The organism is Sphaerisporangium krabiense (assembly GCF_014200435.1).
GTDB lineage: Bacteria > Actinomycetota > Actinomycetes > Streptosporangiales > Streptosporangiaceae > Sphaerisporangium > Sphaerisporangium krabiense.
This window is the reverse complement of record NZ_JACHBR010000001.1, coordinates 4223261-4247978: the sequence shown is the minus strand read 5'-3', so window position 1 is coordinate 4247978 and position 24718 is coordinate 4223261. Positions and strand designations below refer to the sequence as shown.

Genomic DNA, 24718 nt, shown 5'->3' with positions numbered 1-24718 from the left:
CAGTGGCGTACGTTTAAACGTACACCTGTGTACGAAAGGCGTGCCCGGTCGCCCAGGACTGGTTCAATGATCGGGATCAGGCACCCCAGGGTGCGGTGGGCGGGGACGAGGGCGGGGAGCGGCGGCGGTGCGGGTGCGATGGCGGGACCGTCTGCGGTACTGGTTCGACGGCACGATGGACCGGGGGACGCCCGCGCTGATCGGCTGGCTCGGCCTGGCGTCCGTCCTGCTCATCGTGGTGATGACCGCGCTGTTCATGGCGGTCGGCACCCGAGAGGAGATCGACGGGCACGGCGGCTGGGGCGGCGCCGCGTGGATGAACCTCATGCGCGCCATCGACCCCGGCACCATGGGCGGCGACACGGGCCGCCCGGTGTTCCTCGCGCTCATGCTGACCATCACGATCGGCGGCGTCTTCATCGTCAGCTCGCTGATCGGCGTGCTGACGACCGGCCTGGAGAACCGCATCGCCCAGCTCCGCAAGGGCCGCTCGCGGCTCATCGAGCACGGGCACACGATCGTGCTCGGCTGGTCGGAGCAGGTCTTCACCGTCATCGAGGAGCTGGTGAAGGCCAACCAGGGGCAGCGGCGCTCGCGCGTGGTGATCCTCGCCGACCGCGACAAGATGGACATGGACGACGAGATCAGGGGCCGTCTCGGCGACACGGGCCGCACGCGGGTCATCTGCCGCACCGGAAGCCCGCTGAAGCGGGCCGACCTCGAACTGGTGAGCCCGGACACCGCCAAGGCGATCATGGTGCTGCCGCCGCCGGGGCCGGACGCCGACATCCACGTCATCAAGACGCTGCTGCTGCTCAACAACCGCACCTGGCGCGGCGTGCGCCCGCACGTGGTCACGGCCGTGCAGAACTCCGAGAACGTCGCGGCGGCGCGGCTGGCGGGCGGCGACGCGGCGCTCGTCCTCGACGCCGACGACATCGCGGTCCGCCTGGTCGTCCAGTCGCACCGGCAGGCCGGGCTGTCCACGGTCTGCACCGACCTGCTGGACTTCGCGGGCAACGAGTTCTACATCCGTCCCGAGCCCGCGCTGGTCGGCACGACGTACGGCGAGGCGCTGCACGCGTACGAACGGGGCGTGCCGGCGGGGCTGCGCGGGAGCGACGGCCGGGTGGTCGTCAACCCGCCCATGGACACCGTGATCGGCGAGCGCGACCACCTGATCGTGCTGGCGGAGGACGACCTGCTGATCCGGCTGGGCGACTCCCCCGCCCCGGTCGACGCGTCGGCGATCGTCACCGCGCCTGACCAGCGCCCGCTACCGGACCGCACGCTCCTGATCGGCTGGAACGCCCGCGCCACGAAGATCATCGACCTGCTGGACCGCCTCGTCGAGCCGGGCTCGGTCGTGGACATCGCCTCGGCGCGCAGGCCGCAGGACGTGCTCGCGACGGCCCGCGCGAACCTGACCGTCGGGTACAAGCACTGCGAGCCGACGCGCAGGGCGTCGCTGGAGACGCTGGACCTCGGCGGCTACAAGCACATCATCGTGCTCGCGGACGACGGCGTCGAGGTCGAGCAGGCCGACGACCGCACGCTGGTGACCCTGCTGCACCTGCGCGACATCGAGGTGCGGCTCGGCGACCCGTACGCGATCGTCACCGAGATCAACAACGACGACAACCGCGAGGTCTTCCAGGTCACCAAGGCCGACGACTTCATCGTCAGCACCAAGCTGATCAGCCTGCTGCTCACCCAGCTCGCCGAGAACCGCCACCTCCAAGGCGTCTTCGCGCACCTCTTCGACCCTTCGGGCTCCGAGATCTACCTGAAGCCCGCGTCCGACTACGTCACCCCCGGAACCGGGGCGAACTTCGCCACGGTGATCGAGGCGGCCAGGCGGCGCGGCCACACGGCGATCGGCTACCGGAACAAGCGCGACGGCGACCAGGCGCCGTCGTACGGCGTCGTCCTGAACCCGCCGCGGACCGAGCCCCTCTCGCTGGGCGCGGACGACAACGTGATCGTCCTCGCCGAGGAGTAGCCGGCCGCGCCGCGCGCCGGACGTGTCGTGGCGGACATTTCAACGAGCCCGGAAGTATGGCGACGCCGGACGGGATCGTCTGGAGAATGACGTCATGAAAGCACGGACGGCGTTGCGGTTCGGCGTTCTCGGCTCATTGGAGGTCACCCGCGACGGCCAGCCGGTCCCGGTGCGCGCCGCCAAGCAGCGCATCGCCCTGGCGACGCTTCTTCTCCGCGCCGGCCAGTACGTGTCCGTGGACCAGCTCATCCAGCGGACCTGGGACGGCCACGCCCCCGGCGAGGCGCGCAACGCGATGCAGACGCACATCGCCCGGCTGCGGCGCACCGTGGGCGAGGACGGCCAGAGCCTCATCCACACCCACGACGACGGCTACAGCGTCCAGCTCCCCCCGGAGAGCCTCGATCTGACGCGCTTTCGCGACCTCGCGCACGCCGCGGCCCTGGCGGCCAAGCGGCACGACCTGGCGGGCGAGGCCCGGCTGCTGTCGGACGCGCTGGCGCTGTGGCGGGGGCCCGTGCTCGCCGACGTGCCGTCCGGCCCGCTGCACCGCCTCGAGATACCCCAGCTCGTGGAGGAGCGGCTGCGCCTGCTCGAACGCTCCTTCGACGTCCACCTGCGGCTCGGCCGGCACGACCGGATCGTCGCGGGCCTGAAAGCCGCCACGACCGAGCATCCTCTGCACGAGCGCCTGTGGGCGCAGCTCATGCTCAGTCTGTACCGGTCGGGCCGCCGCGCCGAGGCCCTGGAGACGTACCGGAACGTCGTCGTGCTCCTGCGCGAGGAACTCGGCATCGATCCCGGCCACGAACTCGCCCGCCTTCACCAGGCCGTCCTGGCCGACGACCCCGACCTGGCCCACCGCCCGGACTGAGACTCCGGGCCGGAGGCGCCGCGATCACCCGGCGCGGACGCGACGGGGGGCCGAGAGGCCGGCCGGGATCCACGGGGGCCCGGCCGGCCTCCACACGCGCGAAGAGGGACCCGTCTCGCCGCCGTCCGGGTCGTCCGCGCCGTCGGACCGGTGAAAGTCCGCGAGGGGGACGCCGGCGCGACACCCGACGTTCATTCTGGAGCGCGGCCGGCGACGCTTGCGCGGTCTAGGTTTCCGGCGGATGACCTTGAACCGGACCAGGAGGCAGCCATGGACCGTCGGACCGTGTTGCGCGCGGCAGTCGTCGGAGCGGGAGGGGCGGCGTTCTCCGGAGCGCTGTGGGGAGAGGCGTTCGGCGCCGTCGCCCAGCCCGGGCCCAGCCCGTACGGGGACCTACTGGCCGCCGACGCGAACGGCATCCAGCTCCCCGCCGGGTTCACGAGCCGGGTGATCGCCCGCTCCGGCCGGCGCGTCGCCGGGTACACCTGGCACTGGGCCCCGGACGGCGGCGCCTGCTTCGCCGACGGCACCGGCTGGATCTACGTGTCCAACTCCGAGATCCCGCTGACGGGCGGCGCCTCGGCCGTGCGCTTCGCCGCCGACGGCGCCATCACCTCCGCGTACCGCATCCTGTCCGAGACGAACCTCAACTGCGCGGGCGGCGCCACCCCGTGGGGCACCTGGCTGTCGTGCGAGGAGATCGCGCTCGGCCGGGTCTTCGAGACCTGGCCCGGCGGCGGGCGCGCGGGCGAGGAGCGCACGCGCATGGGGCGGTTCAAGCACGAGGCCGCCGCGTGCGACCCGGTCAGGAAGGTGGTCTACCTGACCGAGGACGAGAGCGACGGCTGTTTCTACCGGTTCATCCCCGACACCTGGGGCGACCTGCGCACCGGGCGGCTTCAGGTGCTCTGCGCGCCGTCCGGGCAGGTGACGGGCCCGGTGACCTGGCAGGACATCCCCGACCGCGACGGCTTCCCGATCGCCACGCGCAAGCAGGTCGGCGCGGCCAAGCACTTCGACGGCGGCGAGGGCTGCTGGTACGACCACGGCGTCTGCTACTTCACCACCAAGGGCGACAACCGGGTGTGGGGGTACGACACGGTGAACTCGGCGCTCGACCTGGCCTACGACGACTCGCTGGTCACCGGCGGCGCCGCGCCGCTGACCGGCGTGGACAACATCACCGGCGCGCCCACCAACCGCGACCTGTTCGTCGCCGAGGACGGCGGGAACATGGAGATCAACATCATCACGCCGAGCGGCGTGGTCGCCCCGTTCCTGCGCATCCTCGGGCAGACCTCCTCGGAGATCACCGGCCCCGCGTTCTCGCCCGACGGCTCGCGCCTGTACTTCTCCTCCCAGCGCGGCACGTCCGGCTCGTCCACCGGCAGCGGCGGCATCACCTACGAGGTCAAGGGCCCGTTCCGCCGGCAGTGACGCGCCTCGGCCGGCACGCCGTATCATGACCTGAGATCACGCCGTTTCTCATCGGGCCACGAAGGGGTGGCGGTGTCCGTTCCTCAGCCCCCCGGTCCCGGTGCGGCCGGCCAGGTCGGCGGCTACCGGCTCGTCCGCAGGCTCGGGGGCGGCGGCCAGGGCGTGGTCTACCTCGGACGCTCCCCCTCCGGCGAGGACGTCGCGGTCAAGGTGCTGCACGCCTGGATGTCCGACGACGCCGACGCCCGCAGGCGCTTCATGCGCGAGGTCGACGTCGCCCGGCGCGTCGCCCCGTTCTGCACGGCGAAGGTGCTCGACATGGGCATCGAGGACGACCGGCCCTACATCGTCAGCGAGTACGTGCCCGGCACCTCGCTGGAGGAGCTGGTCAGGAGCGCGGGGCCGCGGACGGGCGGCGGCCTCCAGCGCCTGGCCGTCGCCACGATGAGCGCGCTCGCCGCGATCCACCGGGCGGGCATCGTGCACCGCGACTTCAAGCCGAGCAACATCATCCTCGGCCCCGAGGGCCCTGTGGTGATCGACTTCGGCATCTCCCGTGCCCTGGACGCCACCCGGCTGACCGGCACGGGCTCGGTCGGCACCCCGCCCTACATGGCGCCCGAGCAGTTCACCGACGAGGCGTCGGCCGGGCAGAGCGCGGACGTCTTCAGCTGGGCCTGCACGATGGTGTTCGCGGCGACGGGGCACCGGGCGTTCCCCGGGGAGACGGTCCCGGCGGTGGTCAACGCGATCCTGCACCGCGAACCCGATCTGTCGGGCGTGCCGGAGGGTCTCGCGCCGGTGCTGGCGGCGTGCCTGGCCAAGAACCCGGGTGAGCGCCCCGGCACGGCCGAACTGCTGCGCGTCCTCACCGGCGAGGACCTGCCCCCGGCGCCGCCGGGCACGGCCCGTCCGGTCCCCACCTTGCCGCTCGGCGTCCCCTGGCCCACGGCCCCGGGCCCCGCACGGCCAGGGGTCCCGTCCGGCCCCGCAGGGCCCGAGGTCCCGACCGGCCCTGGGCCCCGGATCCCGACCCTCCCCGCGCGGCCCGGGGTGCCGACCGGCCCGTCGCCGTCCGAGGTGCCGGCCGCGACCGTCGAGCAGGTTCGTCGTGGGGTGCCGCGCCGGGCGCTGCTGGCGGCGGGGGCCGGGGTGGCCGCGATCGCGGCGGCGGCCGTCACCGTGCCGTCCCTCCTGCGGGAACGTGACAACGGCGGCCAGGGCGGCCCCGGCGCGCTGTCCACCGTCACCCCGGCACGCTCCACCCCGGCACGCTCCCGCGCGGCCTCGCCCACCCCGGCCGCCTCCGCGCCGGTCCGCGCGTTCGGCACCGCCCTCTACGACCCGATCACCGACCACGGCAACGACATCCGCTCGATCGCCGTCGGCCTGCTGCGCGGCGCACCCGTCGCGGTCTCCGGCGGCGACGACCAGACCGTGCGCGTCTTCGACCTCACCGGCGGCAGGCAACTCGGCAAGCCCTACACCCGGCACACCGGGTGGGTGCGCGCGGTCGCCGTCACCGAGCTGGACGGCGCGCCCGTCGCGGTCACCGGCAGCGACGACGACACCGTCCGGGTGTGGGACATCGCCACGCGGCAGGCGGTCGGCTCGCCGTTCACCGGGCACACCGGGGACGTCAAGGCGCTGGCCGTGGGACACCTGGGCGGCGCGCCCGTCGTGGTCAGCGGCGGGGTGGACCTGAGCCTGCGGGTGTGGGACCCGGCGACGGGCAAGGAGGTGCGCCCGGCCATGCGCGGCCATACCGGCACGATCTGGTCCATCGCCTACGGCGAGGTGGACGGCAGGCCGGTGGTCGTCACGGCCGGCGACGACAGGACCGTCCGGGTGTGGGACCTGACCAAGGGCGTGCAGCTCGGCGGCTCGCTGCTCGGGCACAAGGAGTCGGTCCGCGCGGTGGCGTTCGGCCGGCTGGACGGCAGGCCCGTCGCCGTCAGCGGCGGCGTGGACAAGACCATGCGCGTGTGGGACGTCGCCGCCTACCGGCAGGTCGGCGACACGATCAGCGGACATGACGGCCCGGTGTGGGCGGTGGCGTTCGACGAGGTGGACGACGTGCCGCTCGCGATCTCCGGCAGCGACGACAGCACGGTCCGGGTGTGGGACCTGCGCTCGGGCAAGCCGGTCGGCAAGGCGTTCACCGGCCACACCGACTGCGTGTGGGCGGTGACGACCGGCCGCGTCGGCGGCGCTCCGGTCGTGGTCAGCGGCAGCAGGGACGAGACGGTCCGCGTGTGGAGCCTCGCGCCGCCGTTCCCCCCGTCCGCTTCCTGAATCGGGCAGGACGATGGGCGCCTCGGCGACCGCTTTGGTGACGAGCGTCCGTTTCACCGGCGTGAGCACACGAAAGCCGGGCCGAGGCTCTGCCACAGCCCGGCCCGGCCAGTTCCGCCGTCAGGCCCAGATCACCAGGCCATACAGGTGCGTGTGCATGCGATTCCCCCGAATCCCTCCGTAGCGGACTGAATGCCCAGTCCACCACACGCCGCTGACGTCCCGCTGACGTGTCGCCGGCGGGCGCCCGGCCCGGCCCCGCGCGCGGCGGGACCAGGCGCGGGGCTAGGCGTCGAGCGTGGCGACCTCGTCCTTGTCGGTGACGCCGGCCGAGTCGAAGGTGGCCACGTCGCGCAGCGCGCGGGCCGCGCTCTGCAGGATCGGCAGGGCCAGCACGGCGCCGGTGCCCTCGCCGAGCCGCAGATCCAGGTCGATCAGCGGGCGCAGGCCGAGGTGGCGCAGCGCGGCGTCGTGGCCCGGCTCCACGGACCGGTGACCGGCGAAGCACGCCGCGAGCGCGTCCGGCGCGAAGGCCGCCGCGACCAGCGCCGCGGCGCCGGTGATCACGCCGTCCAGCACCACCGGCAGGCGCGCCGCCGCCGCGCCGAGGATGAACCCGGCGATCGCGCCGTGCTCGAACCCGCCCACCGCGGCCAGCACGCCGAGCGGGTCGGAGGGATCCGGCCGGTGCAGGGCCAGCGCGCGGCCGATGACGTCCACCTTGCGCGCCAGCGTCGCGTCGTCGATGCCGGTGCCCCGCCCGGTGACCTCGCGGGGGTCGCGTCCGGTGAGGACCGCGATCAGGGCGGCCGAGGCCGTGGTGTTGGCGATGCCCATGTCGCCGGCGGCCAGGCAGCGGACGCCGGACAGCGCGAGCCCCTCGGCGACCTTGATGCCGGTCTCCAGGGCCTGGCGGGCCTGGTCGCGGGTCATCGCCGGGCCCTCCGTCATGTCGGCGGTGCCCGGGGCGATCTTGTGGGACAGCAGCCCCGGCACCGTTTCCAGGTTCGCGGCCACTCCGACGTCCACGACGGTGACCCGCGCGCCGGCCTGCGCGGCGAACACGTTCACGACCGCGCCGCCGGCCAGGAAGTTGAGGACCATCTGGGCGGTGACCTCCTGCGGCCACGGCGTCACCCCTTGGGCGTGCACGCCGTGGTCGGAGGCGAAGACGGCGACCGCGGCGGGCTCGGGCACCTCCGGAGGACAGACCCCCGCGAGCCCGGCCAGCCGCACCGAGACGTCCTCAAGGACCCCGAGCGAGCCGCGGGGCTTGGTCATGCGGTCCTGGCGGGCGCGCGCCTCGGCGATCGCGACCTCGTCGAGCGGACGTACGGCGGCGATCGTGTCCTCGAGCTTGCTCATGGTTCCTCCTCATCCCGTCCGTACAGAATGCCGCTCGGCGGGCCGGCGGGGACGCCGGCAGAACTCTACGGGATCGACCTCGGGCGCGAGTAGGTGGACAGCATCGCACGCGTCACTCAACGTCCGCCTCCGGCCGAGGGTGATCTGGCCGAGGAGGACCCGATGACCGTTCCCAGCACGGATTCCGTGGGGAAGTAGCCCACCTGCCGGGAGTCGAAGCTGAAGCGTGCGTTGTCTCCGAGCAGGACCAGCCTGCCCTGGGGGACATGGTCCTCCGCGACGCGGGTCAGTGCCGGCACCTGCCGGGGAACGGGATCCCCCGCGACGGCGATCACCCGTTTGATCATCCAGCTCGGGCCGTCCACGACCGTGCCGTCGGGCAGGGTGGCCCTCCGATCACCTCCGCGCACGAGCGCACGCACCACGACCACCTGCCCGCGCCGCGACGGAAGTCCACGCCGTACGAGCACTCTGTCGCCCTCGGAGTAGGCCGGCTCCATGCTGACTCCGCGGACCGTCACTACGACGAACCTGCAGCCGAGCAGCCCCGAAACGAGCAAGAAGAGGCTCAGCCCCGTTGCCGGAACACCGGCGGCCACGGCCCCCCATTCCGTTCCCGCGCGAAAGAGCATGCCGGCACCGAACCACAGGAGGACGGCGGTGAGCAGCAGAACCGTCCGTACCGGCCAGGACGACCGGGAAAGCCGGTCACCGAAGACCAGCCGCGGCTCAAGGACCTCACGAGTCATTCCGCAGGCTCCATGGGCACGGGTACGCCGAGCGTCTCGGACACATATCCGGACGCCTGGAGTTTGAACAGCCGGGCGTATTCTCCCCCCGCGGTCGTCAGCGCCTCGTGATCGCCTTGTTCCAGTACCCGGCCGCCGGACAGGACCACGATCAGATCGGCGTCCCGTATGGTGCCAAGCCGGTGTGAGATCAGCAGACTCGTCCGACCTGCACGGCACTGTCTGAGAGAGCTGTGCATTTCGGCCTCTGCCTCGGCGTCGAGCCCGGCGGACGGTTCGTCGAGAATCATCAGATCACGCCGGTCGCGCAGGAACGCGCGGGCCAGCGCGAGACGCTGCCACTGACCGCCTGACAACAGGACGCCGGTCTCGGGGTGGTCTGTGTCGGATTTCGTGAAGAACATCCGGGACAGCAGCGTGTCATACCCTCGCGGTAACCTGGTCAACGCGCCATGGATCCCCGCACGGCGGGCGGCCCCCTCGATCCTCTCCCTGTCCTCGAGGGCGTCCAGGTCTCCCAAAGCTATGTTCTCCATCGCCGTCATGTCGTATCGCATGTAGTCCTGGAAGACCGCGCCTATCCGGCGCCGCAGGTGCGAGATATCGACCGTGCGAATGTCGACGCCGTCCCAGAGGATCGATCCGCGCGTGGGATCGTAGAACCTGCAGAGCAGCTTCACGAGTGTGGACTTGCCGGCACCGTTCAATCCGACCAGCGCCAGTGACCTGCCGCATGGGATGAACAGGTCGACGCCGCGGAGAACCCACGGATGCTCCGGTGAGTAGCGGAACCAGACGTCCCGCAGCTCGATGCCTCGCCGCATTGGCGGCAACGGGTTCGGGACGGAGGCCCTGGGCAGATCCGGCCCTGCGGTGGTCACCGCCAGGTAATGAGCGAACATCAGCAGAGCGTGATGCGAGTTCGCGACCTCACTGGCCAGAGAGCCCAGCCCGCTCTGAACGGCGGCGACGGCGGCCACGAACATCGTGACATCACCGATCGAGAAACCGTTCCGCCGTGCTACGGCGACTGCCCAGATCACGCCACCGGCCAGCACCACCGCGGCCAGCAGTCCGAGACCGGCCTGGACCAGAACCTCTCGTCTGTCCACCACCCGTTTGGCGGAGTTGGCGGCGCGCCGCTCCCTCAGCATCCGGTCCCGGAGGAACGCGTTAAGGCCGAAGAGCCGTACCTCTTTGGCCGCCTCAACAGTGGACAGCAGTTCGCTGTAGAAGAACTCTCGGCGTTCGGCGTGGCCGATCTCCCAGAACATCCGGGCACGTCGCCGTGACAGGGCGATCTCGGCCAGCATCACGGGCACACCTGACCCCAGGGCCACCGCGGCCATGATCGGGCTCAGCACCGCGAGCGACCCAAGAAAGCCGCTGACGGTCATCGCGGCCCGGCCCACACCAAGGACGCCGCCGATGAGCTGGTTGGGCGTGATCCCGCCAACCTGCTGCGCGAGACGCAGACGATCCAGGAACCCTGGGTCCTCGAACCTCCTGAGCCCCACGAACCCTTCTACCGCGACGAAGAGCCTGTCCTGCGCGTACAGCCCGACCCTGCGATCGAGTTCCGTCCGCAGGTACTGCGTCATCTGTAACGCGAGCACGGTGAGCATGCCCACGACGCCCAGACCGGTCGCGAGAGGAAGCAGAGTGCCCGGGCCCGCCCCCGCCGCGAGATGGTCGATGAGCAGTTTGGTGAGCCACGCGGCGAACACAGGAGACGCGCCACCGGCCAGCGTGACGATCACGTAGAGCGCCAGCGTGCCGGGAGCCGCCCGCACAGCGAGCAGGCCGGCGATGCCGACGCGACGTGCGAACGTTCCGGTCCGTGTCCGTTCCTCGGACCGTTCCGCGACCGGTCCGCTCATTTCGCCGCGACGGGCTCATCCAGCGCCACACGGTTGGAGGTGACGATGAGTCGTCCTCCGCCATCCTTGGTCACGCGCAAAAGGGCGGGATACGCGCCGACCATGAACGCGCCGCTCAACGCACCGCCAGGTTCCTCCACCACCACCCGCGCGACCGGCGAGAGTGCGGCGAGAAACGGGCCAGGGTCGTCCCCCGCGCTGACGATGACGGCCAGGACCCGCTCGCGCCCACCGGACAGGGATCGCGCGAACTCCACGAAGCCGGGCAGCTTCTCTTTACAAGGCTGACACTCGGGTGAGAAGAATCCCACCAGCGTCTCGTCGTCCAGGTCCGCCCGGCTCAAACGCCGGCCCTCCACGGTGGCCGTCGAGAACTCTCCGACCTCCTCGCCCACGGCCGGATACATGGGGGCGCCGCCGCTCGGCCTCGTCGCCAGCAGTTCGGTGTGTTCACGCAGGCGCTTGATCACGCCCAATGTGAGGATCAGATCCAGGAGGCACAGCAGTCCTATGCACGCGACGGCCGCGATCAGAAACGGCATCGGTTTCTCCTATCGACGGGGAATTCCTCGAAGTTCGCGATGAGCGACTCGTTCCGTCCCGGAAGAGTCCCAGGATGTCATCAAGAACGGTGATCAAGCCGCCCGATATCACGCCGGTGAACACCGCCACAGCCACACCGCCCCAATGAAGGGAACCGTCTGCGAGAGTGGCCACCGCGCCAAGAGCGGCGAGTGCTGCGACGCCAAGGTCACGCGCTGCATGCTCGCGTCCCAGCAACGCCTGCGCCGTGCCGAAGCACCGGCACCGCGCGCGGACACCCCGGCGCAGCGCCACGAGAATGCTCACCGCGAAGGCGACGAGCAGGACGATCGAGACCGCGAAGCCGGCCACCCCCGTGATCGTGAAGGGCAGCGCCAGGAGCAAGAAGGCGGCCACTTCGGCCGTTACCACGAGGTATGCCGTACGGCGAGCGTGACGGGACGCGACGACCTCAAGCTTCGTGACGGAGTCCACGAAGGCGCTGAACGCGTCCCGCCCTGAGATCTTGCCTACAGAGGAGACAAGGAACATCGTCGCGACCAGGCAGCGAATCGTGATCTCCACGTACCCCACGAGCACCCCAAGGCTGTAGTCCGTGCGAAATGATCGGGGTGTCCGGCCCTCGCACGAACGCGGTGAATTTCGGCGACCGCCGCGTTGGCGGACCTCCAGAAAGAACCTGGAGAATCCGCCAACGCGACTGCTTGAGAGAACCGGGCCGGACGGGCCCCGTCCTGTGCGACGGAAGCTCGGAAGAGGGCTGCTCCACAGGCGAGCGCCCAGGCCCAAGCAGGCGGGCCTGCCCCTCACCGACCGCCGTCGCCCTCGAGAATGCAGCGAATCAGCACCCGCACTGAACGCGCGTGCAGCCCTCGCCATCACAGCAATAGGCCCAGCAGCAGCCGTAGTTGCAGTTGGCGCCACAGTTGGGGTAGCGCTTCCATTCACATGCCGCGGCCGCGGCCTCGGCCTTGGGGACGAACAGGGCCAGAATGCCGGCCCCCATCGATTCGAGCCTCTTGTACATGTGACGCTCCTTTTCTCAGAGGCCTGCCCGATCAGGCAAGCGCCGGCGACCTTGGTCAGGATCTGTCACAGAAGTTAGGACACCCCGGGCGGCCGGCAGAAGGCAGAGAAGGGGAGAAGAAGAGATACTCGCGCAACGTTGTACCGTCGGCCATCCGGGCGGCCCATAGGCCTACGACCTTGGGTGTACACCGTGACACACGCCCTGAATTCCACCACCCGTCCACCGGCTCGCACCTGAGCTCCGCCGGTACGGTGCCTAGTGGAACGCAGCGATCACGTGATTTGGTGTCGCGGCTCGGTCCGGCGTTCCTCGATCAACCTCAACTGCGTGGCCTTGTTTATGGCGTGGACACGCGAGGCCACGTCCAACTTCGTGTAGATGTTGGTGAGGTGCCGTTTGACCGTTCCCTTGGAGATGAACAGCTTCACGGCTATGGCGGAGTTACTCAGACCCTCGGCCGCCAGCCGAAGGACTTCGCCTTCGCGTTGCGTCAGCACCTCCTCACCGCCCGGGCCTCGCAGCAGATCGCCAAACGTCAAACGCCTGGAGAAAACCACCACCTGGCTCCGGTCTGCCATTATGGCGCGGATGGCGGAGACGAGCAGTTCACGATGGACGCTCGTGCACAGATATGCCTGAACCCCGGCCTCGAGCAGCTGACGCATGAAACAGGAGTCGTCGCAGGACGACAGGACGAGCACCCTCAAGGACGGCGTCCCACAAAGGCGTCTCACCGTGTCACAGCAGAGGGGGTCACGACTCTCGGCGACCAATATGACGACGTCAGGGCACACCTCGGGCTCGGACTCCCGGCACCCGTTCTCGGAATGTTCGACCACGTCGAAGTCGGGTTCCCGGACCAAGAGTCCCGACAACCCCTCCCGAAAAAGCGGATCCCCGCTCAGCAGTGAGATCTTTATTCGGCCATGTTCCTCGCGCACGCTTGACCAACTCCTCTCGAACGAACAGCCCAGGACATTCAGCGATTATCTGGTGCCGAGTCGCGGTGAAGAACGTTCCAGAGCCCGACCTGAACCGAAATTCCAGGCCACGCGTCACGGCGGCCATGGGCCCGTGCCGTGAGATTTCACATCTTCGGATCGGCCTCGGGCGATGATCGATCACATGCCAACCGGAGGGAACGGACTGCGCCGGCCCCCCTGTCACGACAGTGATCAAACTCATGACTCCCAGAACGTCGGCAGCGATACCGTGACCGCACCTCGGCGAACGGGTCGTACTCTCAATCCATCGAGTGCCGTGCCGAGCCTCATACGAATCGGGACGATGGATTACCGCGCGCATCCGGCCAATTGCTGTTCACACCCCGTCCGCCGCCATGCGAGCAGTCTTAATAGCTGGCCCAGGTCAGTTTTGATCACGATACGCGAATTGTCAACTGTCTTGTCAGTAATGCGACTTCCGACATTGTCGTACGTCGACTCCATGTATTTCCCACCAGGAAACCATGGATATGTCCAATATCCTGCATAATCGACGGTCCGGCTACTCGTATCCAAGGTCGGCACAGCGAGCCGAATAGCGCCTTGCAGGCGCGCCCGATTTAACGGAATGCAGGACGAACCCGCGCTCGCAGAGGAGCGTGTGACCGGAAGCGTCCTTAGCGGACGGCTGGAAATGACCTTGGGCCGGGCTTCGGCCCGGCCCAAGGCCTGCTGGGTGCGCCGCCAGGGACTCGAACCCCGGACCCGCTGATTAAGAGTCAGCTGCTCTAACCAACTGAGCTAGCGGCGCTTGGCCCCTCCAGCTTAGCGGCACAAAGAGGGTGCCCGTGACATTGGTCCGGCGGGGGACGTTTGGCGGCGGGACGGCGGGTAGTCGGACGGAGCCCGACGAATCAAATCGAAGGGGAGAGGCAAAGTGCAGAAGGATCTCTGGAGCTACAGCCCGACCGTCTCCGGCGCGCACCAGAGCTTCGACGTGGTGGGATACCACGTCGAGGCGACGGACGGCCGGATCGGATCCGTGGACGAGGCCACCTATGAGGTCGGCGAGAGCTACCTCATCGTGGACACCGGCCCGTGGATCTTCGGCAAGAAGGTCATGCTCCCGGCGAGCACCGTCACGCAGATCGACCCGCAGGAGAAGAAGGTCTTCCTGAGCCGCACCAAGCAGGAGATCAAGGACGCTCCCGAGTTCGACGACGCGCGATTCAAGGAACCCGAGTACCGCAGTCAGGTCGGCGACTACTACGGTCGCTTCCCTTACGGCGGGACGGGCGCCTTCTAGCCGGCGATCCCCCTGCAGGTAGCCCGACGAAAGCGAGGCCGCGCCCCCCAGGGGCGCGGCCTCCGTCGTGTCCGTGGATCGCGGCGTCCGTCGTGGCCGTGCGTCCGGCCGTCACGGCCGGGGCGTCTCAGCGAGAACCCCGCCCGCCGGGACGTCGTGCCGACGTCTCCGGCGGGCGGGGTTCGCGAAATGTCAGGGCCAGCGCGTGTCCGGGGGTTCCGGGGGTGGCTTGGGGCAGGCGACGCCCAGGCGGTCGAGCAGGGTCAGGAAGGTCGAGGCGTACGGGGAGACCGAGACGACCTCGGCCACGCGGTCCCAGTTCACCTGCTCCCTGAGCGCCCGCACCTGGGGCAGGATGGACCCGTAGTCGCAGCTGTGCTCGGACATCGGCATGATCCACGAGATGACCAGGTCGGTGGCGTCCAGCACGGGCAGGCTCAGCGCCGCCGTGTTGATCATGTCGGCCCTTGAGATCATCTCGGCGGTGATGGGGCGCTCCTCGATCCTGAAGATGAGGTCGACGAGCCTGTCCTCCTCGTCGAACGCCTTGACCAGCCAGTCCTCGGGCGGCCGTGCCGTGCGGAACCCGTGCGCCCTCAGGGTCTCCAGGGCACGGGGCACGTCCTCCTCGACCAGCACGAAGTCGACGTCGTGCAGCGACGGCGCCGCGCCTCTGGCGTAGGCCGCGCAGCCGCCGGCGAGCGCGAACCGCACGCCCTCGGCTTTCAACGCCGACCCCGCGCGCTTGAGCGTGTCGATGATCGCGTCGGTGACCTCATGCGTGTGACTTCCCAAGGCTCACCCCCATCTGCAGCATTGGTGAAGATCTTGGCTACCCGCCCTCCCCCAGCCCAAACACAGCGCATGGCCGCGTCCCCTGAGGGTACTCGGCGCTCTATGACCAATTCTGTGACGAACACGCTTCGTAAGGAGGAACGGGCCTACGAGAACGGAACCGATCGGCCGCTCGGCTCCTACCTGCGCATTCTGACGGTGTACGGGGGCGCGGTGGCGGGCCTCGTCGGACTGGGCCGGCTGATCGGCGTGAGACCGCCGGAGCGGATCGCCCCGCTGGACCTCGTGCTGATGGGGCTGACCACGCACCGGATGTCCCGCACCCTCAGCAAGGACCCGGTCACGAGCCCGCTCCGTGCCCCCTTCACACGGTACGCCGGGGTGAGCGGCCCTGCCGAACTGAAGGAGGAGGTCCGCGGCCACGGCGTCAAACACGCCGTCGGCGAGCTCGTGACCTGCCCGTTCTGTCTGGCGCAGTGGGTGGCGACCGCGTACGCCGCGGGCATGGTGTTCGCGCCGGGGCTGACACGGCTGGCCGGGGCGACCATGTCGGCCGTCGCGGTCTCCGACTGGCTCCAGCTCGCCTACGCGCGCCTGATGAAGGCGACCGAGGAGGGCTCGTGAAGAAGGAGTTGGCACCGCGGGGCACGACGCTGACGAAGTTACGCAGGAACCGCTACGCGAAGCTGGTGGAGCTCACGCTGCTGGGGCTGGTCACCTGCACGATGCTCGCGGTGACGGCGGGGCTGGCGGGCGTGGTCTGGCTGACGCTGCTGCTGGGTCTGATGGCTTATGCCGCGCTGGCGGGCTGCCTGTTCGCCGCGCGGAGGATCGTCCGTTCGCAGAGGTATGAGAGATCCAGGTATCAGTGATGACGTTGAGTGACATGGCGGGGCGGGAGTCGGACGAGACCCACAAGGAGCGGGTCGACCGCGAGCTCGGGGAGTTACTCCAAGGGCTGCGCGTGGCCGCCACGGGGGTGCAGGTGCTGTTCGCGTTCCTGCTCACCCTCCCCTTCTCCTCAGGTTTCGGCAAGGTCGACGCGTCCGGGCGGTGGCTGTTCTACATCGCCATGCTGAGCGCCGCCGTGGCCTCCATCTGCCTCATCGCCCCGGCGACCCAGCACAGGATCCTGTTCCGCACGACGCTGAAGGAGCTGATGCTGCACCGGGCCAACCGGCTCGGCGTGGTCGGCGGCATCGCCCTGGCGATCTCGATGGCCTGCTCGACGGGCCTGGTCGTGGAGGCGTTCCTCGGCGTGCTGCCCGCCGCGATCCTGGCGGCGGGGGTGGTGGCGCTGAGCGGCTGGCTGTGGTTCATCCAGCCGCTGGTGTCGCGGTACCGGCGCGGTGAGCCGTTGCAGGAGGTCTAGGACGGTCCGCGGTCGCCCGCACGGCAGGGGGCGTCTCCCGATCCGGGGGGCGCCCCTTGGGCGCGTTCCGGGGGCCGGCGGTGTTTGCCCTGCTCAGAATGCTCGTTGGGCATGACGTTGACATGAACCTACTTGGCGGAAAGTTGATCCTCCGACACGTTAAGGTCGGATTTATCAGGGCAGTTGCTCCGTCATGGGAACACTACTCTGGATCATCGCGGTCGTACTGGTCATCGCCGGGATTTATGTGATCCTGGCCCGTCGTGATCTCCTCTGGGGGATCGTCCTCATCGTCCTCGGCTTCCTCGTCGGCCCGGGCGGCGTCAGCATTTTTCATCCATAGCGGTACCTCCGAGACCGGCCCCGGTTTCGGGGCCCCCAGGACGCGGAAACGGCGAACCGGGACGCCCGGTTCGCCGTTCGCGCGTATGCGACGGCGTCAGCAGTTCTCGGGCTCGTCGCCCAGGCAGTACACCGCGTACGCCCGCTGCAGCACCGGAAGGGCCACGTTGCGCACCCGGACCCCGCCCGGCGTCACGCCCTTCTCCACCCCGGCGTGCGCGTGGCCGTGGACGAACAGGTCGGCGCCCTCGGCGTCGACGGCCTCGGCCAGCAGGTAGCTGCCGAGGAAGGGGTAGATCTCCGGGGGCTCGCCCGTCAGGGTGTCCTTGACGGGGGAATAGTGGCTGAGCACCACCCGGTGATCGGTGTCCAGGCCCTTCAGCGCCTTGTGCCACAGGTCGGCGATCTCCCGGGTGTGGCGGACGAACGCCTTCATCTCCGGCTCGCCGAACTCGCTGGCGCACTTGCCGGCGAACCCGCCGCAGAACCCCTTGCCGCCGACGACGCCGAGCCGGGCGTCCCCGCACGTGATGACCGTGGAGTCGTCCTGGAGCACCTGGATGCCCGCCTCGCGCAGCAGGTCGACGATCTCGTCCTCGGCGTCGGACTGGTAGTCGTGGTTGCCGAGCACGGCGACGACCGGCACCGGGAGGTCGCGGAACTCGTCGGCCACGATGCGCCCCTCCTCCGGCGTGCCGTGGCGGGTCAGGTCGCCGGCCACCAGAAGGACGTCGGCGCGCTCCTCGATGCCCTCCAGCCTGCGGCGGTACCTGCCGCGGATGTCCTCACCCAGGTGGACGTCGCCGACGGCGGCCACTCTGATCCTCACAGGGTCTCCTCCTCTCCCGGCTCCCTGACCTCGACCACGGTCACCTCGTTGCGAACCGTGAGCCATGGCGCGTTCTCCGCGGCGACCGCCGCCACCGCCCCACGGCGCTCCGCGCCCTCTACCTGGCCGCGCAGGAAGAGCTGGTCGCCCCGGATGTCCACCCGGATGCCCAGCTCGTAGGTGCGCTCGTCCTCCGCGAGAGCCCTCTGCACGCGCGCGGCGACGTAGTGGGGAGCGTCGTGGTGGGAGGCGACTTGATCCTTCTGATCCACTTGATCCACGTGGTGTGGTGCCTCGTGGGACATCTCCACCCCCTCCGTTCGAATCCTGGTCTCGCCGTGCCCGTCGAGGAGGCGGCGAAACCGGGGAGAGGTTTGGTCCTCGTTTCTCAGGATAGAACCGCCCTCTAACGAACCGTCCAGGACGTACGCGCCACGGCGCCGGCGCGTACGGGCCTCTCCGATCCGGCGCGCGCGCTCGCCTCGCCCGGGATCGCCGGGCGTCCCCTCCTGCGCTCCGTGACCCCCGAGCCAGGTGATCGGCCCCCTGTGGCCACCTGGAGGCACCCGGTGAAGGTAGCAATGGTGTCCGAGCACGCGAGTCCCCTGGCCGTGCCGGGAAGCGTGGACTCCGGCGGTCAGAACATCCACGTCGCGGCGCTGTCGCGGGCCCTGGCGGCCCTCGGGCACGAGGTCGCCGTCTACACCCGCAGGGACGACCCCGGCCTTCCCGAGACGGTGGAGCTGGCCCCGGGGGTCTCGGTGACGCACGTCCCCGCCGGTCCCCCGGCCAGGATCTCCAAGGACGAGATCCTCGCCTACGTCCCCGATCTCGCGCACTGGCTGCGCCGCCGGTGGATGTTCCGGCCCCCGGACGTCGTGCACAGCCACTTCTGGATGAGCGGGCTCGCCGCGCTGGCCGCCGCCCGCGACCCGGGCGTGCCCGTGGTCCACACCTTCCACGCCCTGGGCGTGGTGAAGCGGCGCCACCAGGGGGCCGGGGACACGAGCCCGTCCGAGCGGCTCAAGGCCGAGGCCGTCGTGGCCCGCGGCGTGGCCAGGGTCGTGGCCACCTGCGCCGACGAGGCCGCGGAGCTGGCGGCCATGGACGTGCCGGGTCACGCGGTCGCGGTGGTGCCGTGCGGCGTGGACTGCGCGGGCTTCGCCCCCGCCGTCCCGGCCGCGCCACGCCCGAGGGGCCCGCGCCTGCTGTCGATCGGGCGTCTGGTGCCCCGCAAGGGCGTCCAGACCATCATCGAGGCCCTGCGGCTGATCCCGGACGCCGAGCTGATCGTCGCGGGCGGGCCCCCGGCGGCGGAGCTCGACGGTGACCCGGAGGTCGCGCGGCTGCGCCGTGCCGCGGGCGAGGCCGGGGTGGCCGGGCGGGTGCGCTTCACCGGCCAGGTCTCCCACGAGAAGGTGCCCGCGCTCATGCGGTCCTGCGACGTGGCCGTCTGCGTGCCGTGGTACGAGCCGTTCGGCATGGTCGCGCTGGAGGCCATGGCCTGCGGGCTGCCCGTGGTCGCCTCGGACGTGGGCGGGCACCGCGAGACGGTGGCCGACGGGCGCACCGGCACGCTGGTGCCGCCCCGCGACCCTCGGGCGCTCGCCGCCGCCGTGAACACCTTGCTCGCCGACCCCCGGCTGCGCGCCGCCTACGGCAGGGCGGGCGCGCGGCGGGCCCGCGCCCGCTACGCCTGGCCGAGGATCGCCGCCGCGACCGCCGCCGTGTACGAGGACGTGCGCGGCAGCGTCGTCGCGGCGGGCGTCCCCGCCTCGGGAAGGAAGGCGTCATGACCGCCAGGAGGGCTTCAGGACGATGAGCGTCGCCCTGGTGCTGCGCGCGCCGGGCGTCGGTGAACTGCTCACCGCCGTCCCGGCCCTGCGGGCGCTGCACCGGGGCGGGCTGAGCGTCGTGCTGGCCGTGCCGGGCGAGCTGCGGGATCTCGCCCTGCTGTCCGGGGCGGTCGGCGGCGTGATCCCCACGCGCGGCCATGAGGCGATCGCCTGGGACGGCAGGCGGCTGGACCTGGCCGTGAACATGCGCGGCCGGGGCCCGCAGAGCCATCGGGCCGTGATGGCCCTGCGGCCCCGGCGCCTGTGGGCGTACTCCCATCCCTCGGTGCCCTGGTCGAAGGGGCCGCAGTGGGACGAGGACGAGCACGAGGTCGCCCGCTGGTGCCGGCTCGTCACCTGGTACGGCTCGCGCGCCGACCCGTCCGACCTCGCGCTTCCCGTCCCCCGCGCGCGCAACCCGTGGCCGGGCGCCGTGGTCGTCCATCCGGGCCGCGCGGACCCGGCAGGGCGCTGGCCGCACGAGCGCTTCGCCCAGGTCGCCAGAGAGCTGGCCGGGGACGGGCTGCGCGTCGTCGTCACGGGGAGCCTGCGCGAGCGTCCCCTGGCGCTGCTGGTGGCCGCACAGGCCGGGTTGTCGCCGCGCGCCGTGCTCGCCGGGCGCACGACGCTCGTCGAGCTGTGCGCCCTGGTGGCGGGGGCACGCCTGGTGGTCAGCGCGGACACCGGTATCGCGCACGTCGCGACGGCGTACGCCACGCCCTCGGTGGTGGTCTTCTGCGCGGGCTCGCCCGCCCGCTGGGGCCCGCCGGCCGACCGGCCCTGGCACCGGGTCCTGACGGACCCCTCCGGGGTGCCGGCGGAGACGGTGGTGGCGGCGGCCCGCGAGCTGCCGGCCGCGTCGGTGCCGTGACCGCGCCCTCGTCGGCGCGCGGGCGCCCTGGTCAGGCGTTTGGGGCACCTGTGTCGCGGTAGTGGGAGGACGGACCGACGCGCCGGGAGGTATCCGGCGAGCGATCACCCGGAGGGCACATGACGTCTGATTTGTCGGGTATGGGGAAGGTCCATCGGGAAGGGGGACGGAAGATGTACGAGACTCCTGAACAGCGGTCCGAGACCGGAAAGCCCATGGTCACGGCCACACCGCGCGACGTCATCCACATTCGCCTGGCGTCGTTCGTTATCTTCCTGGCATTCGCCGTGGGCGTGATCAGTGTGGTGGCCGGAGCCACGATCCCGGCCATCATCGCCGCCGTGGTCATCGTGGTGGCCGCCGTCGACGTCACCATCGCCGTCAGGCGGCAGCGCCGCCTCGGCACCGGCCCGCGGTCCACCGGCTGAGGAGCACCCGCATGCTGAAAGGAAAGGTCGTCGTCGTGACCGGCGCCAGCGGTGGCGTCGGCCGGGCGGTCGTCAGGATCCTCGGCGAGAAGGGCGCCAAGGTCGCGCTGATCGCCCGCGGGGAGACCGGTCTCGCCGCCGGCGCCGCCGAGGTCGGCGCGGCCGGCGGCACGGCCAAGGTCTTCCCCGCGGACGTCGCCGACCATCGGCAGGTCGAGGCCGCCGCCGACGCCGTCGAGAAGGAACTCGGCCCCATCGACGTGTGGATCAACGTCGCGTTCTCCTCCGTGTTCGCCCCGTTCGGCGAGGTCGAGCCGGAGGAGTACGAGCGGACCACCGCCGTGACCTACCTGGGTTACGTCTGGGGCACCCGCGCCGCCCTGCGGCGGATGCGGCCCCGCAACCGGGGCGTCATCGTGCAGACCGGGTCCGCCCTCGCCTACCGCGGCATTCCCCTGCAGTCGGCGTACTGCGGGGCCAAGCACGCGATCAAGGGCTTCACCGAGTCGGTCCGCACCGAACTGATGCACGACCACAGCGACGTGAAGATCACCATGGTGCAGCTCCCCGCGGTCAACACCCCGCAGTTCGACTGGGTGCTGTCCCGGCTGCGCCGCCACCCGCAGCCCGTCCCGCCGATCTTCCAGCCGGAGGTCGCCGCCGGGGCCATCGTGTACGCGGCCGAGCACCCGTCGCGGCGCGAGTACTGGGTGGGCGGCAGCACGGCCGCCACGATCATCGGCGAGCGCCTCGCGCCCGGACTGATCGACCGCTACCTGGGCAGGACCGGCGTCAAGTCCCAGCAGACCGACGAGAAGCAGCCGACCGGCGTGGCCAACCTCTGGGAGCCCGCGGACGAGGACCGCGACTACGGCGCCCACGGCAGCTTCGACCGGCGCTCCAAGGACCGCAGCGTCCAGGTGTGGCTCTCCCAGAACCGCACCCGCCTGACCGCCGCCCTCGCCGCCACGGCCACCGCCGCCCTCGCCCTCCGCGCCGCCCGCAAACGCTGACGCGGTCCGCACCACCACACGGCCCGGCCCTCCCCCGCCCTGGCGGGAAGGGCCGGCCTTCCGTGTCCCCTCGTGCGAGTCCCGCGGCGCGAGCGCGCAGCCGCAGCGCGGCGATACGGCCAGGTCTAAGGGATGCTCAGAAAGAACGCGGTGTCGACGTTGGCGCTCGGAGGGTTGACGCTGTTGGTGGGGACGAGGATGGTGCTGGGTTCGTTCTTGCAGGCACTCTGCGGAGGCATGAAGGCCCCGACGGTCTTACCGAAGTCGTTCCACAAGGTGATCTGCACCACCTCCTTGGACAGGTCGATGTCCTTGCCCACCTGGACGCAGTACCGGCCCGCCGTGATCCGTGAGACGGAGACGATGTTCTTGCCGTAGGCCAGAGTGCCGTTACCTTTGACCGCGGCGGCGGCCTGAGCGTAGGGCGAGGGCCCGGCGGCTTGGGCGGCGGCCGGCGCCAGGACCGCTGCGGCGGCCAGCGCTCCCGCGGCGATCCGGATGGGCACCTTCGTGCTGATCATGCTGTTCCTTTCCGGGTCCGTCTTCCCGCGAGACGAGATCACGGACACATAACGTAAGATCAACAGCACGAAGCGTAGCGTCCGGCCGGTCACGCCGCCGGACATGACGTCGCGAGACGAGAGGTTCGCGTTGGAGCCGGCGGGGTGCCGTGAGCCAGGCGTCGAGCCTGGTGAAGGTCCATCGCAGCGGCCGGCTCGCCACGCACCGGATATCCAGAGGTCGCCGCGACGGCTTCTCGCCGGTGAAGTCCGCTTCTCAAGGCCCTGATGTGCTTCTCAGGGCCGACGCCCGCCCAGAGGGAGGCTGGACTTCTCGGAGGTCGGGCCGCTGCTTTTTCTCGCGGCGGGTCACGAAGTGTGTGCGCGTCGACCTGCACGCCGCCCCGGGATTCAGGGGGGAGGCGCGCATTTCGGTCCTGGAGGCGGAGGCCGAGCGGCTCGTCTCGCACGACGCCACCCGGCTCCTCCACCACGAGTTCTCTTTCCCCGCGCGGCACGGGATGGTCCTCGGCCTGGCGACCTTGGGGTCAGTCGCCGGGCCAGGTGCCGGTGGCGTTGTGGATGCCCTCCGCGGTGGCGCGGTCGATGGCGGCCTTCACGACGCCGAAGATGGCGCCCTGGATCGCCGCCGCGACCAGGAGCTCGCCCCAGCCGTACTGCGAGGAGGTGGCCTGGGGCGCGTCGCCCTTGCCCGCGGCCACCTTCCACACCTGCTTGAAGATCATGCCGGAGATGAAGCCGCCCAGCATGCCGGACAGCGCACCCACGGACCGGTAAGCGAGCTTCTTCACGTCCTGTTCTTCCTCCGCGCCGCGCGCCAGACGAGCAGCAGTCCGGCCGCCGCGGCGGCCACGAGCCACGGACGGTTCCTCGCCCCGGCGACGACCTTGTCGGCCGCGTCCTTGACCTCGGGGGGCATGGCCTCCCTGGCCCTGCCGGCGAGCTCCCCGGCCTTGTCACCGGCCAGGGCTGCCAGCTCGCCCGCCTTGTCGTTGGCCCTGACGGCCAGGTCACCGGCCTTGTCGCCCATCTTCGCGGCGAGGTCTCCGGCCTTGTCGCCCGCCTTGGCGGCGAGCACCCCGGCCTTCTCACCGGCCTTCGACGCCAGGTCCGCGGCCTTCTCTCCGGCCGCGGACGCCGCGCTCCCCGCGTGGTCGCCCGCCTTGGTGGCGAGATCGGCCGCGCCGCCCTTCATGCCGGTCAGCGCGTCCTTCGCACGATCGGTGGTATCCGCCATCGTGTCCTCCTTTGCCATGGACCCCCGCTACCCCTGAGCCGAGGGCTCTAACTGGCTTTCCGGCGGGCGCGCCGGACCGGAGGGACGGTCGCGGCCCGCAGGTCAGCGCGCCTTGGCGGTGGCCCTGCGGTTGGCCTTCTTGATGGCCTCGACGAGCTCGTCCTTGCTCATCCGGGAGCGGCCTTCGACGCCGAGCCTGGCCGCGACCTTGTAGAGGTGCTGCTTGCTGGCGTTGGCGTCCACGCCTTCGGCGGTGTGGCCGGGTTCCGGCGTGCTGCGCGCGGCCTGGGCGTCCGAGGGGCCCTTCCTGCCCTTCGGCTCCCAGTGGTCGCCGACCTTCTCGAACGAGTGCTTCAGCGCGGAGTAGGCGGTCCTGTGCGCGCGCTGTCCCTCGCCGTAGGTCTTCACGGCCGAGTCATGGGCCTTGATCCACGTCTCCTGCGCCTTCTTGGGCGAGCGCTCGAGCGTGGACGGGAGTTCCTGCTTTCCGGGCATGTGGTGTCCCTCCTCGAATCTGCGCCGGGTGTGCCGGGCGGGGCCGCCGTGGGCATGGCGGAGGACCTACGTCTTCATTCCCTCGGGGACGGCCCGCCGTAGCGGGCCGCCGAATCCTTGGGAGAAACCGGCCGTCCAGCCGACCGTGTCATGACTTGCCATGACACCTGACCCATGACGCACCGCGCCGCCGCGCGGCCTCCGGTCAGACCATCGGGTCGTCGTAACGGCGCTCCTCGTAGACGTGGGTGGTCCGCGCGGTGTCCACCGGGGTCACCGGGCCGGCGGTGGCGACGGGGGTCACCGGGGTCGTGCGGGTGACGGCGGTCCGGCGCACGCTGTTCAGGCGCCAGATGCCGAAGATCAGCCCGACGATGCCGCCCAGCATGAGGATCACACCGACGACGTTGATGTCGACCCCGGCGAGGTCGAACTCGACGGCCCACGTGAGGATGGCGCCGAGCATGATCAGGAAGATGCTTCCGGCGATGGTCATGGATGCCTCCTTCGGTCCTCAAGCCCCCTACTTTCCTCCGTGCGAATCTCAAACGTCGG

At 70.6% G+C, this 24718-nt stretch carries 27 protein-coding genes, 1 tRNA gene and 1 pseudogene; 13 read left to right on the top strand and 16 right to left on the bottom strand.

The features are described 5' to 3' along the window. Nucleotides 1-127 precede the first annotated feature (127 nt). The 4 genes from BJ981_RS18830 (at nt 128) to BJ981_RS18815 (ending at nt 6608) form a co-directional block, all read left to right on the top strand. A complete protein-coding gene (locus BJ981_RS18830) occupies nt 128-2002 on the top strand; it encodes a CASTOR/POLLUX-related putative ion channel (protein ID WP_307837818.1) in 1875 nt (624 codons plus the stop codon). A gap of 94 nt (nt 2003-2096) precedes the next feature. Beyond that, nucleotides 2097-2876, top strand: coding sequence for an AfsR/SARP family transcriptional regulator (locus BJ981_RS18825; RefSeq protein WP_184612624.1), 780 nt, complete (start codon nt 2097-2099; stop codon nt 2874-2876). Nucleotides 2877-3146: 270 nt separating this feature from the next. Further along, complete coding sequence (locus BJ981_RS18820; RefSeq protein WP_184612623.1) at nt 3147-4313, top strand: alkaline phosphatase PhoX; 1167 nt, start codon at nt 3147-3149, stop codon at nt 4311-4313. A gap of 72 nt (nt 4314-4385) precedes the next feature. Beyond that, complete coding sequence (locus tag BJ981_RS18815; protein ID WP_184612622.1) at nt 4386-6608, top strand: serine/threonine-protein kinase; 2223 nt, start codon at nt 4386-4388, stop codon at nt 6606-6608. A 285-nt stretch (nt 6609-6893) separates the two neighbouring features. On the opposite strand, the pseudogene cobT reads toward BJ981_RS18815, so the two are convergent. From cobT to BJ981_RS18775, 8 genes and pseudogenes are all read right to left on the bottom strand, one after another. Continuing rightward, nucleotides 6894-7970: pseudogene (gene cobT / locus BJ981_RS18810) on the bottom strand (nicotinate-nucleotide--dimethylbenzimidazole phosphoribosyltransferase); the annotation flags it as partial. Nucleotides 7971-8089: 119 nt separating this feature from the next. Continuing rightward, on the bottom strand, nt 8090-8722 hold the full coding sequence (locus BJ981_RS18805) for a S26 family signal peptidase (protein ID WP_204070240.1): 633 nt from the start codon (nt 8720-8722) through the stop codon (nt 8090-8092). Further along, nucleotides 8719-10602: an ABC transporter ATP-binding protein gene (locus tag BJ981_RS18800; protein WP_184612620.1), complete on the bottom strand. Its 1884-nt coding sequence runs from the start codon at nt 10600-10602 to the stop codon at nt 8719-8721. Before BJ981_RS18800 ends, BJ981_RS18805 begins: the two co-directional genes overlap by 4 nt. After that, complete coding sequence (locus tag BJ981_RS18795; protein ID WP_184612619.1) at nt 10599-11144, bottom strand: TlpA family protein disulfide reductase; 546 nt, start codon at nt 11142-11144, stop codon at nt 10599-10601. Before BJ981_RS18795 ends, BJ981_RS18800 begins: the two co-directional genes overlap by 4 nt. Next, the gene (locus BJ981_RS39655) at nt 11053-11676 is read right to left on the bottom strand and encodes a MauE/DoxX family redox-associated membrane protein (RefSeq protein ID WP_372436905.1); all 624 of its coding nucleotides are present in this window, start codon (nt 11674-11676) and stop codon (nt 11053-11055) included. The genes BJ981_RS18795 and BJ981_RS39655 overlap by 92 nt, the downstream gene beginning before the upstream one ends. Before the next feature lie 310 nt (nt 11677-11986). Then, nucleotides 11987-12172 (bottom strand): hypothetical protein, encoded by a 186-nt coding sequence (locus tag BJ981_RS18785; protein ID WP_184612617.1) that lies wholly within the window; start codon nt 12170-12172, stop codon nt 11987-11989. 275 nt (nt 12173-12447) lie between these two features. Then, nucleotides 12448-13116 carry a LuxR C-terminal-related transcriptional regulator gene (locus BJ981_RS39230; RefSeq protein WP_184612616.1) on the bottom strand — a complete coding sequence of 223 codons (669 nt, stop codon included), beginning with the start codon at nt 13114-13116 and terminating at the stop codon, nt 12448-12450. Nucleotides 13117-13856: 740 nt separating this feature from the next. Further along, nucleotides 13857-13930 (bottom strand) — tRNA-Lys (locus tag BJ981_RS18775). Nucleotides 13931-14056: 126 nt separating this feature from the next. On the opposite strand from BJ981_RS18775, the gene BJ981_RS18770 reads away from it, so the two are divergent. Further along, nucleotides 14057-14425 carry a PRC-barrel domain containing protein gene (locus BJ981_RS18770; protein WP_184612615.1) on the top strand — a complete coding sequence of 123 codons (369 nt, stop codon included), beginning with the start codon at nt 14057-14059 and terminating at the stop codon, nt 14423-14425. Nucleotides 14426-14617: 192 nt separating this feature from the next. Here BJ981_RS18770 and BJ981_RS18765 read toward each other — a convergent pair whose 3' ends face one another. Next, nucleotides 14618-15220, bottom strand: a complete 603-nt coding sequence (locus tag BJ981_RS18765; protein WP_184612614.1) for a nucleotidyltransferase family protein — start codon at nt 15218-15220, stop codon at nt 14618-14620. A 102-nt stretch (nt 15221-15322) separates the two neighbouring features. Between BJ981_RS18765 and BJ981_RS18760 the strand changes: the two genes are divergently transcribed. The 4 genes from BJ981_RS18760 to BJ981_RS18745 all read left to right on the top strand — a co-directional run bounded on the left by BJ981_RS18760 (nt 15323) and on the right by BJ981_RS18745 (nt 16935). Then, nucleotides 15323-15844: a DUF1360 domain-containing protein gene (locus BJ981_RS18760; RefSeq protein ID WP_184612613.1), complete on the top strand. Its 522-nt coding sequence runs from the start codon at nt 15323-15325 to the stop codon at nt 15842-15844. Next, the gene (locus tag BJ981_RS18755) at nt 15841-16092 is read left to right on the top strand and encodes a hypothetical protein (protein WP_184612612.1); all 252 of its coding nucleotides are present in this window, start codon (nt 15841-15843) and stop codon (nt 16090-16092) included. The genes BJ981_RS18760 and BJ981_RS18755 overlap by 4 nt, the downstream gene beginning before the upstream one ends. Beyond that, nucleotides 16092-16592: a DUF6328 family protein gene (locus BJ981_RS18750; RefSeq protein ID WP_184612611.1), complete on the top strand. Its 501-nt coding sequence runs from the start codon at nt 16092-16094 to the stop codon at nt 16590-16592. Before BJ981_RS18755 ends, BJ981_RS18750 begins: the two co-directional genes overlap by 1 nt. A gap of 193 nt (nt 16593-16785) precedes the next feature. Then, nucleotides 16786-16935, top strand: coding sequence for a GPGG-motif small membrane protein (locus BJ981_RS18745; RefSeq protein WP_181871055.1), 150 nt, complete (start codon nt 16786-16788; stop codon nt 16933-16935). 96 nt (nt 16936-17031) lie between these two features. On the opposite strand, the gene BJ981_RS18740 is transcribed toward BJ981_RS18745, so the two are convergent. Both BJ981_RS18740 and BJ981_RS18735 read right to left on the bottom strand, forming a co-directional pair. After that, nucleotides 17032-17763, bottom strand: coding sequence for a metallophosphoesterase family protein (locus BJ981_RS18740; RefSeq protein WP_239139221.1), 732 nt, complete (start codon nt 17761-17763; stop codon nt 17032-17034). Further along, nucleotides 17760-18035: a BON domain-containing protein gene (locus tag BJ981_RS18735; RefSeq protein ID WP_184612609.1), complete on the bottom strand. Its 276-nt coding sequence runs from the start codon at nt 18033-18035 to the stop codon at nt 17760-17762. The genes BJ981_RS18740 and BJ981_RS18735 overlap by 4 nt, the downstream gene beginning before the upstream one ends. A gap of 297 nt (nt 18036-18332) precedes the next feature. Here BJ981_RS18735 and BJ981_RS18730 point away from each other — a divergent pair, with 297 nt between their 5' ends. From BJ981_RS18730 to BJ981_RS18715, 4 genes are all read left to right on the top strand, one after another. Continuing rightward, nucleotides 18333-19559: a glycosyltransferase gene (locus tag BJ981_RS18730; RefSeq protein WP_184612608.1), complete on the top strand. Its 1227-nt coding sequence runs from the start codon at nt 18333-18335 to the stop codon at nt 19557-19559. Nucleotides 19560-19581: 22 nt separating this feature from the next. Then, nucleotides 19582-20469, top strand: a complete 888-nt coding sequence (locus tag BJ981_RS18725; RefSeq protein ID WP_184612607.1) for a glycosyltransferase family 9 protein — start codon at nt 19582-19584, stop codon at nt 20467-20469. A gap of 173 nt (nt 20470-20642) precedes the next feature. Then, nucleotides 20643-20897: a hypothetical protein gene (locus BJ981_RS18720; RefSeq protein WP_184612606.1), complete on the top strand. Its 255-nt coding sequence runs from the start codon at nt 20643-20645 to the stop codon at nt 20895-20897. A gap of 11 nt (nt 20898-20908) precedes the next feature. Continuing rightward, nucleotides 20909-21910, top strand: coding sequence for an SDR family oxidoreductase (locus BJ981_RS18715; protein WP_184612605.1), 1002 nt, complete (start codon nt 20909-20911; stop codon nt 21908-21910). A 125-nt stretch (nt 21911-22035) separates the two neighbouring features. Here BJ981_RS18715 and BJ981_RS18710 read toward each other — a convergent pair whose 3' ends face one another. The 5 genes from BJ981_RS18710 to BJ981_RS18690 form a co-directional block, all read right to left on the bottom strand. Continuing rightward, nucleotides 22036-22431: a hypothetical protein gene (locus tag BJ981_RS18710; protein WP_184612604.1), complete on the bottom strand. Its 396-nt coding sequence runs from the start codon at nt 22429-22431 to the stop codon at nt 22036-22038. A 527-nt stretch (nt 22432-22958) separates the two neighbouring features. Continuing rightward, nucleotides 22959-23222, bottom strand: a complete 264-nt coding sequence (locus BJ981_RS18705) for a DUF4235 domain-containing protein (RefSeq protein ID WP_239139220.1) — start codon at nt 23220-23222, stop codon at nt 22959-22961. Next, nucleotides 23219-23668 carry a hypothetical protein gene (locus BJ981_RS18700; protein WP_184612603.1) on the bottom strand — a complete coding sequence of 150 codons (450 nt, stop codon included), beginning with the start codon at nt 23666-23668 and terminating at the stop codon, nt 23219-23221. The genes BJ981_RS18705 and BJ981_RS18700 overlap by 4 nt, the downstream gene beginning before the upstream one ends. Before the next feature lie 102 nt (nt 23669-23770). Next, nucleotides 23771-24163 carry a ChaB family protein gene (locus tag BJ981_RS18695; RefSeq protein WP_184612602.1) on the bottom strand — a complete coding sequence of 131 codons (393 nt, stop codon included), beginning with the start codon at nt 24161-24163 and terminating at the stop codon, nt 23771-23773. Between the two features lie 205 nt (nt 24164-24368). Continuing rightward, nucleotides 24369-24659: a DUF6458 family protein gene (locus BJ981_RS18690; RefSeq protein ID WP_184612601.1), complete on the bottom strand. Its 291-nt coding sequence runs from the start codon at nt 24657-24659 to the stop codon at nt 24369-24371. Nucleotides 24660-24718 lie beyond the last annotated feature (59 nt).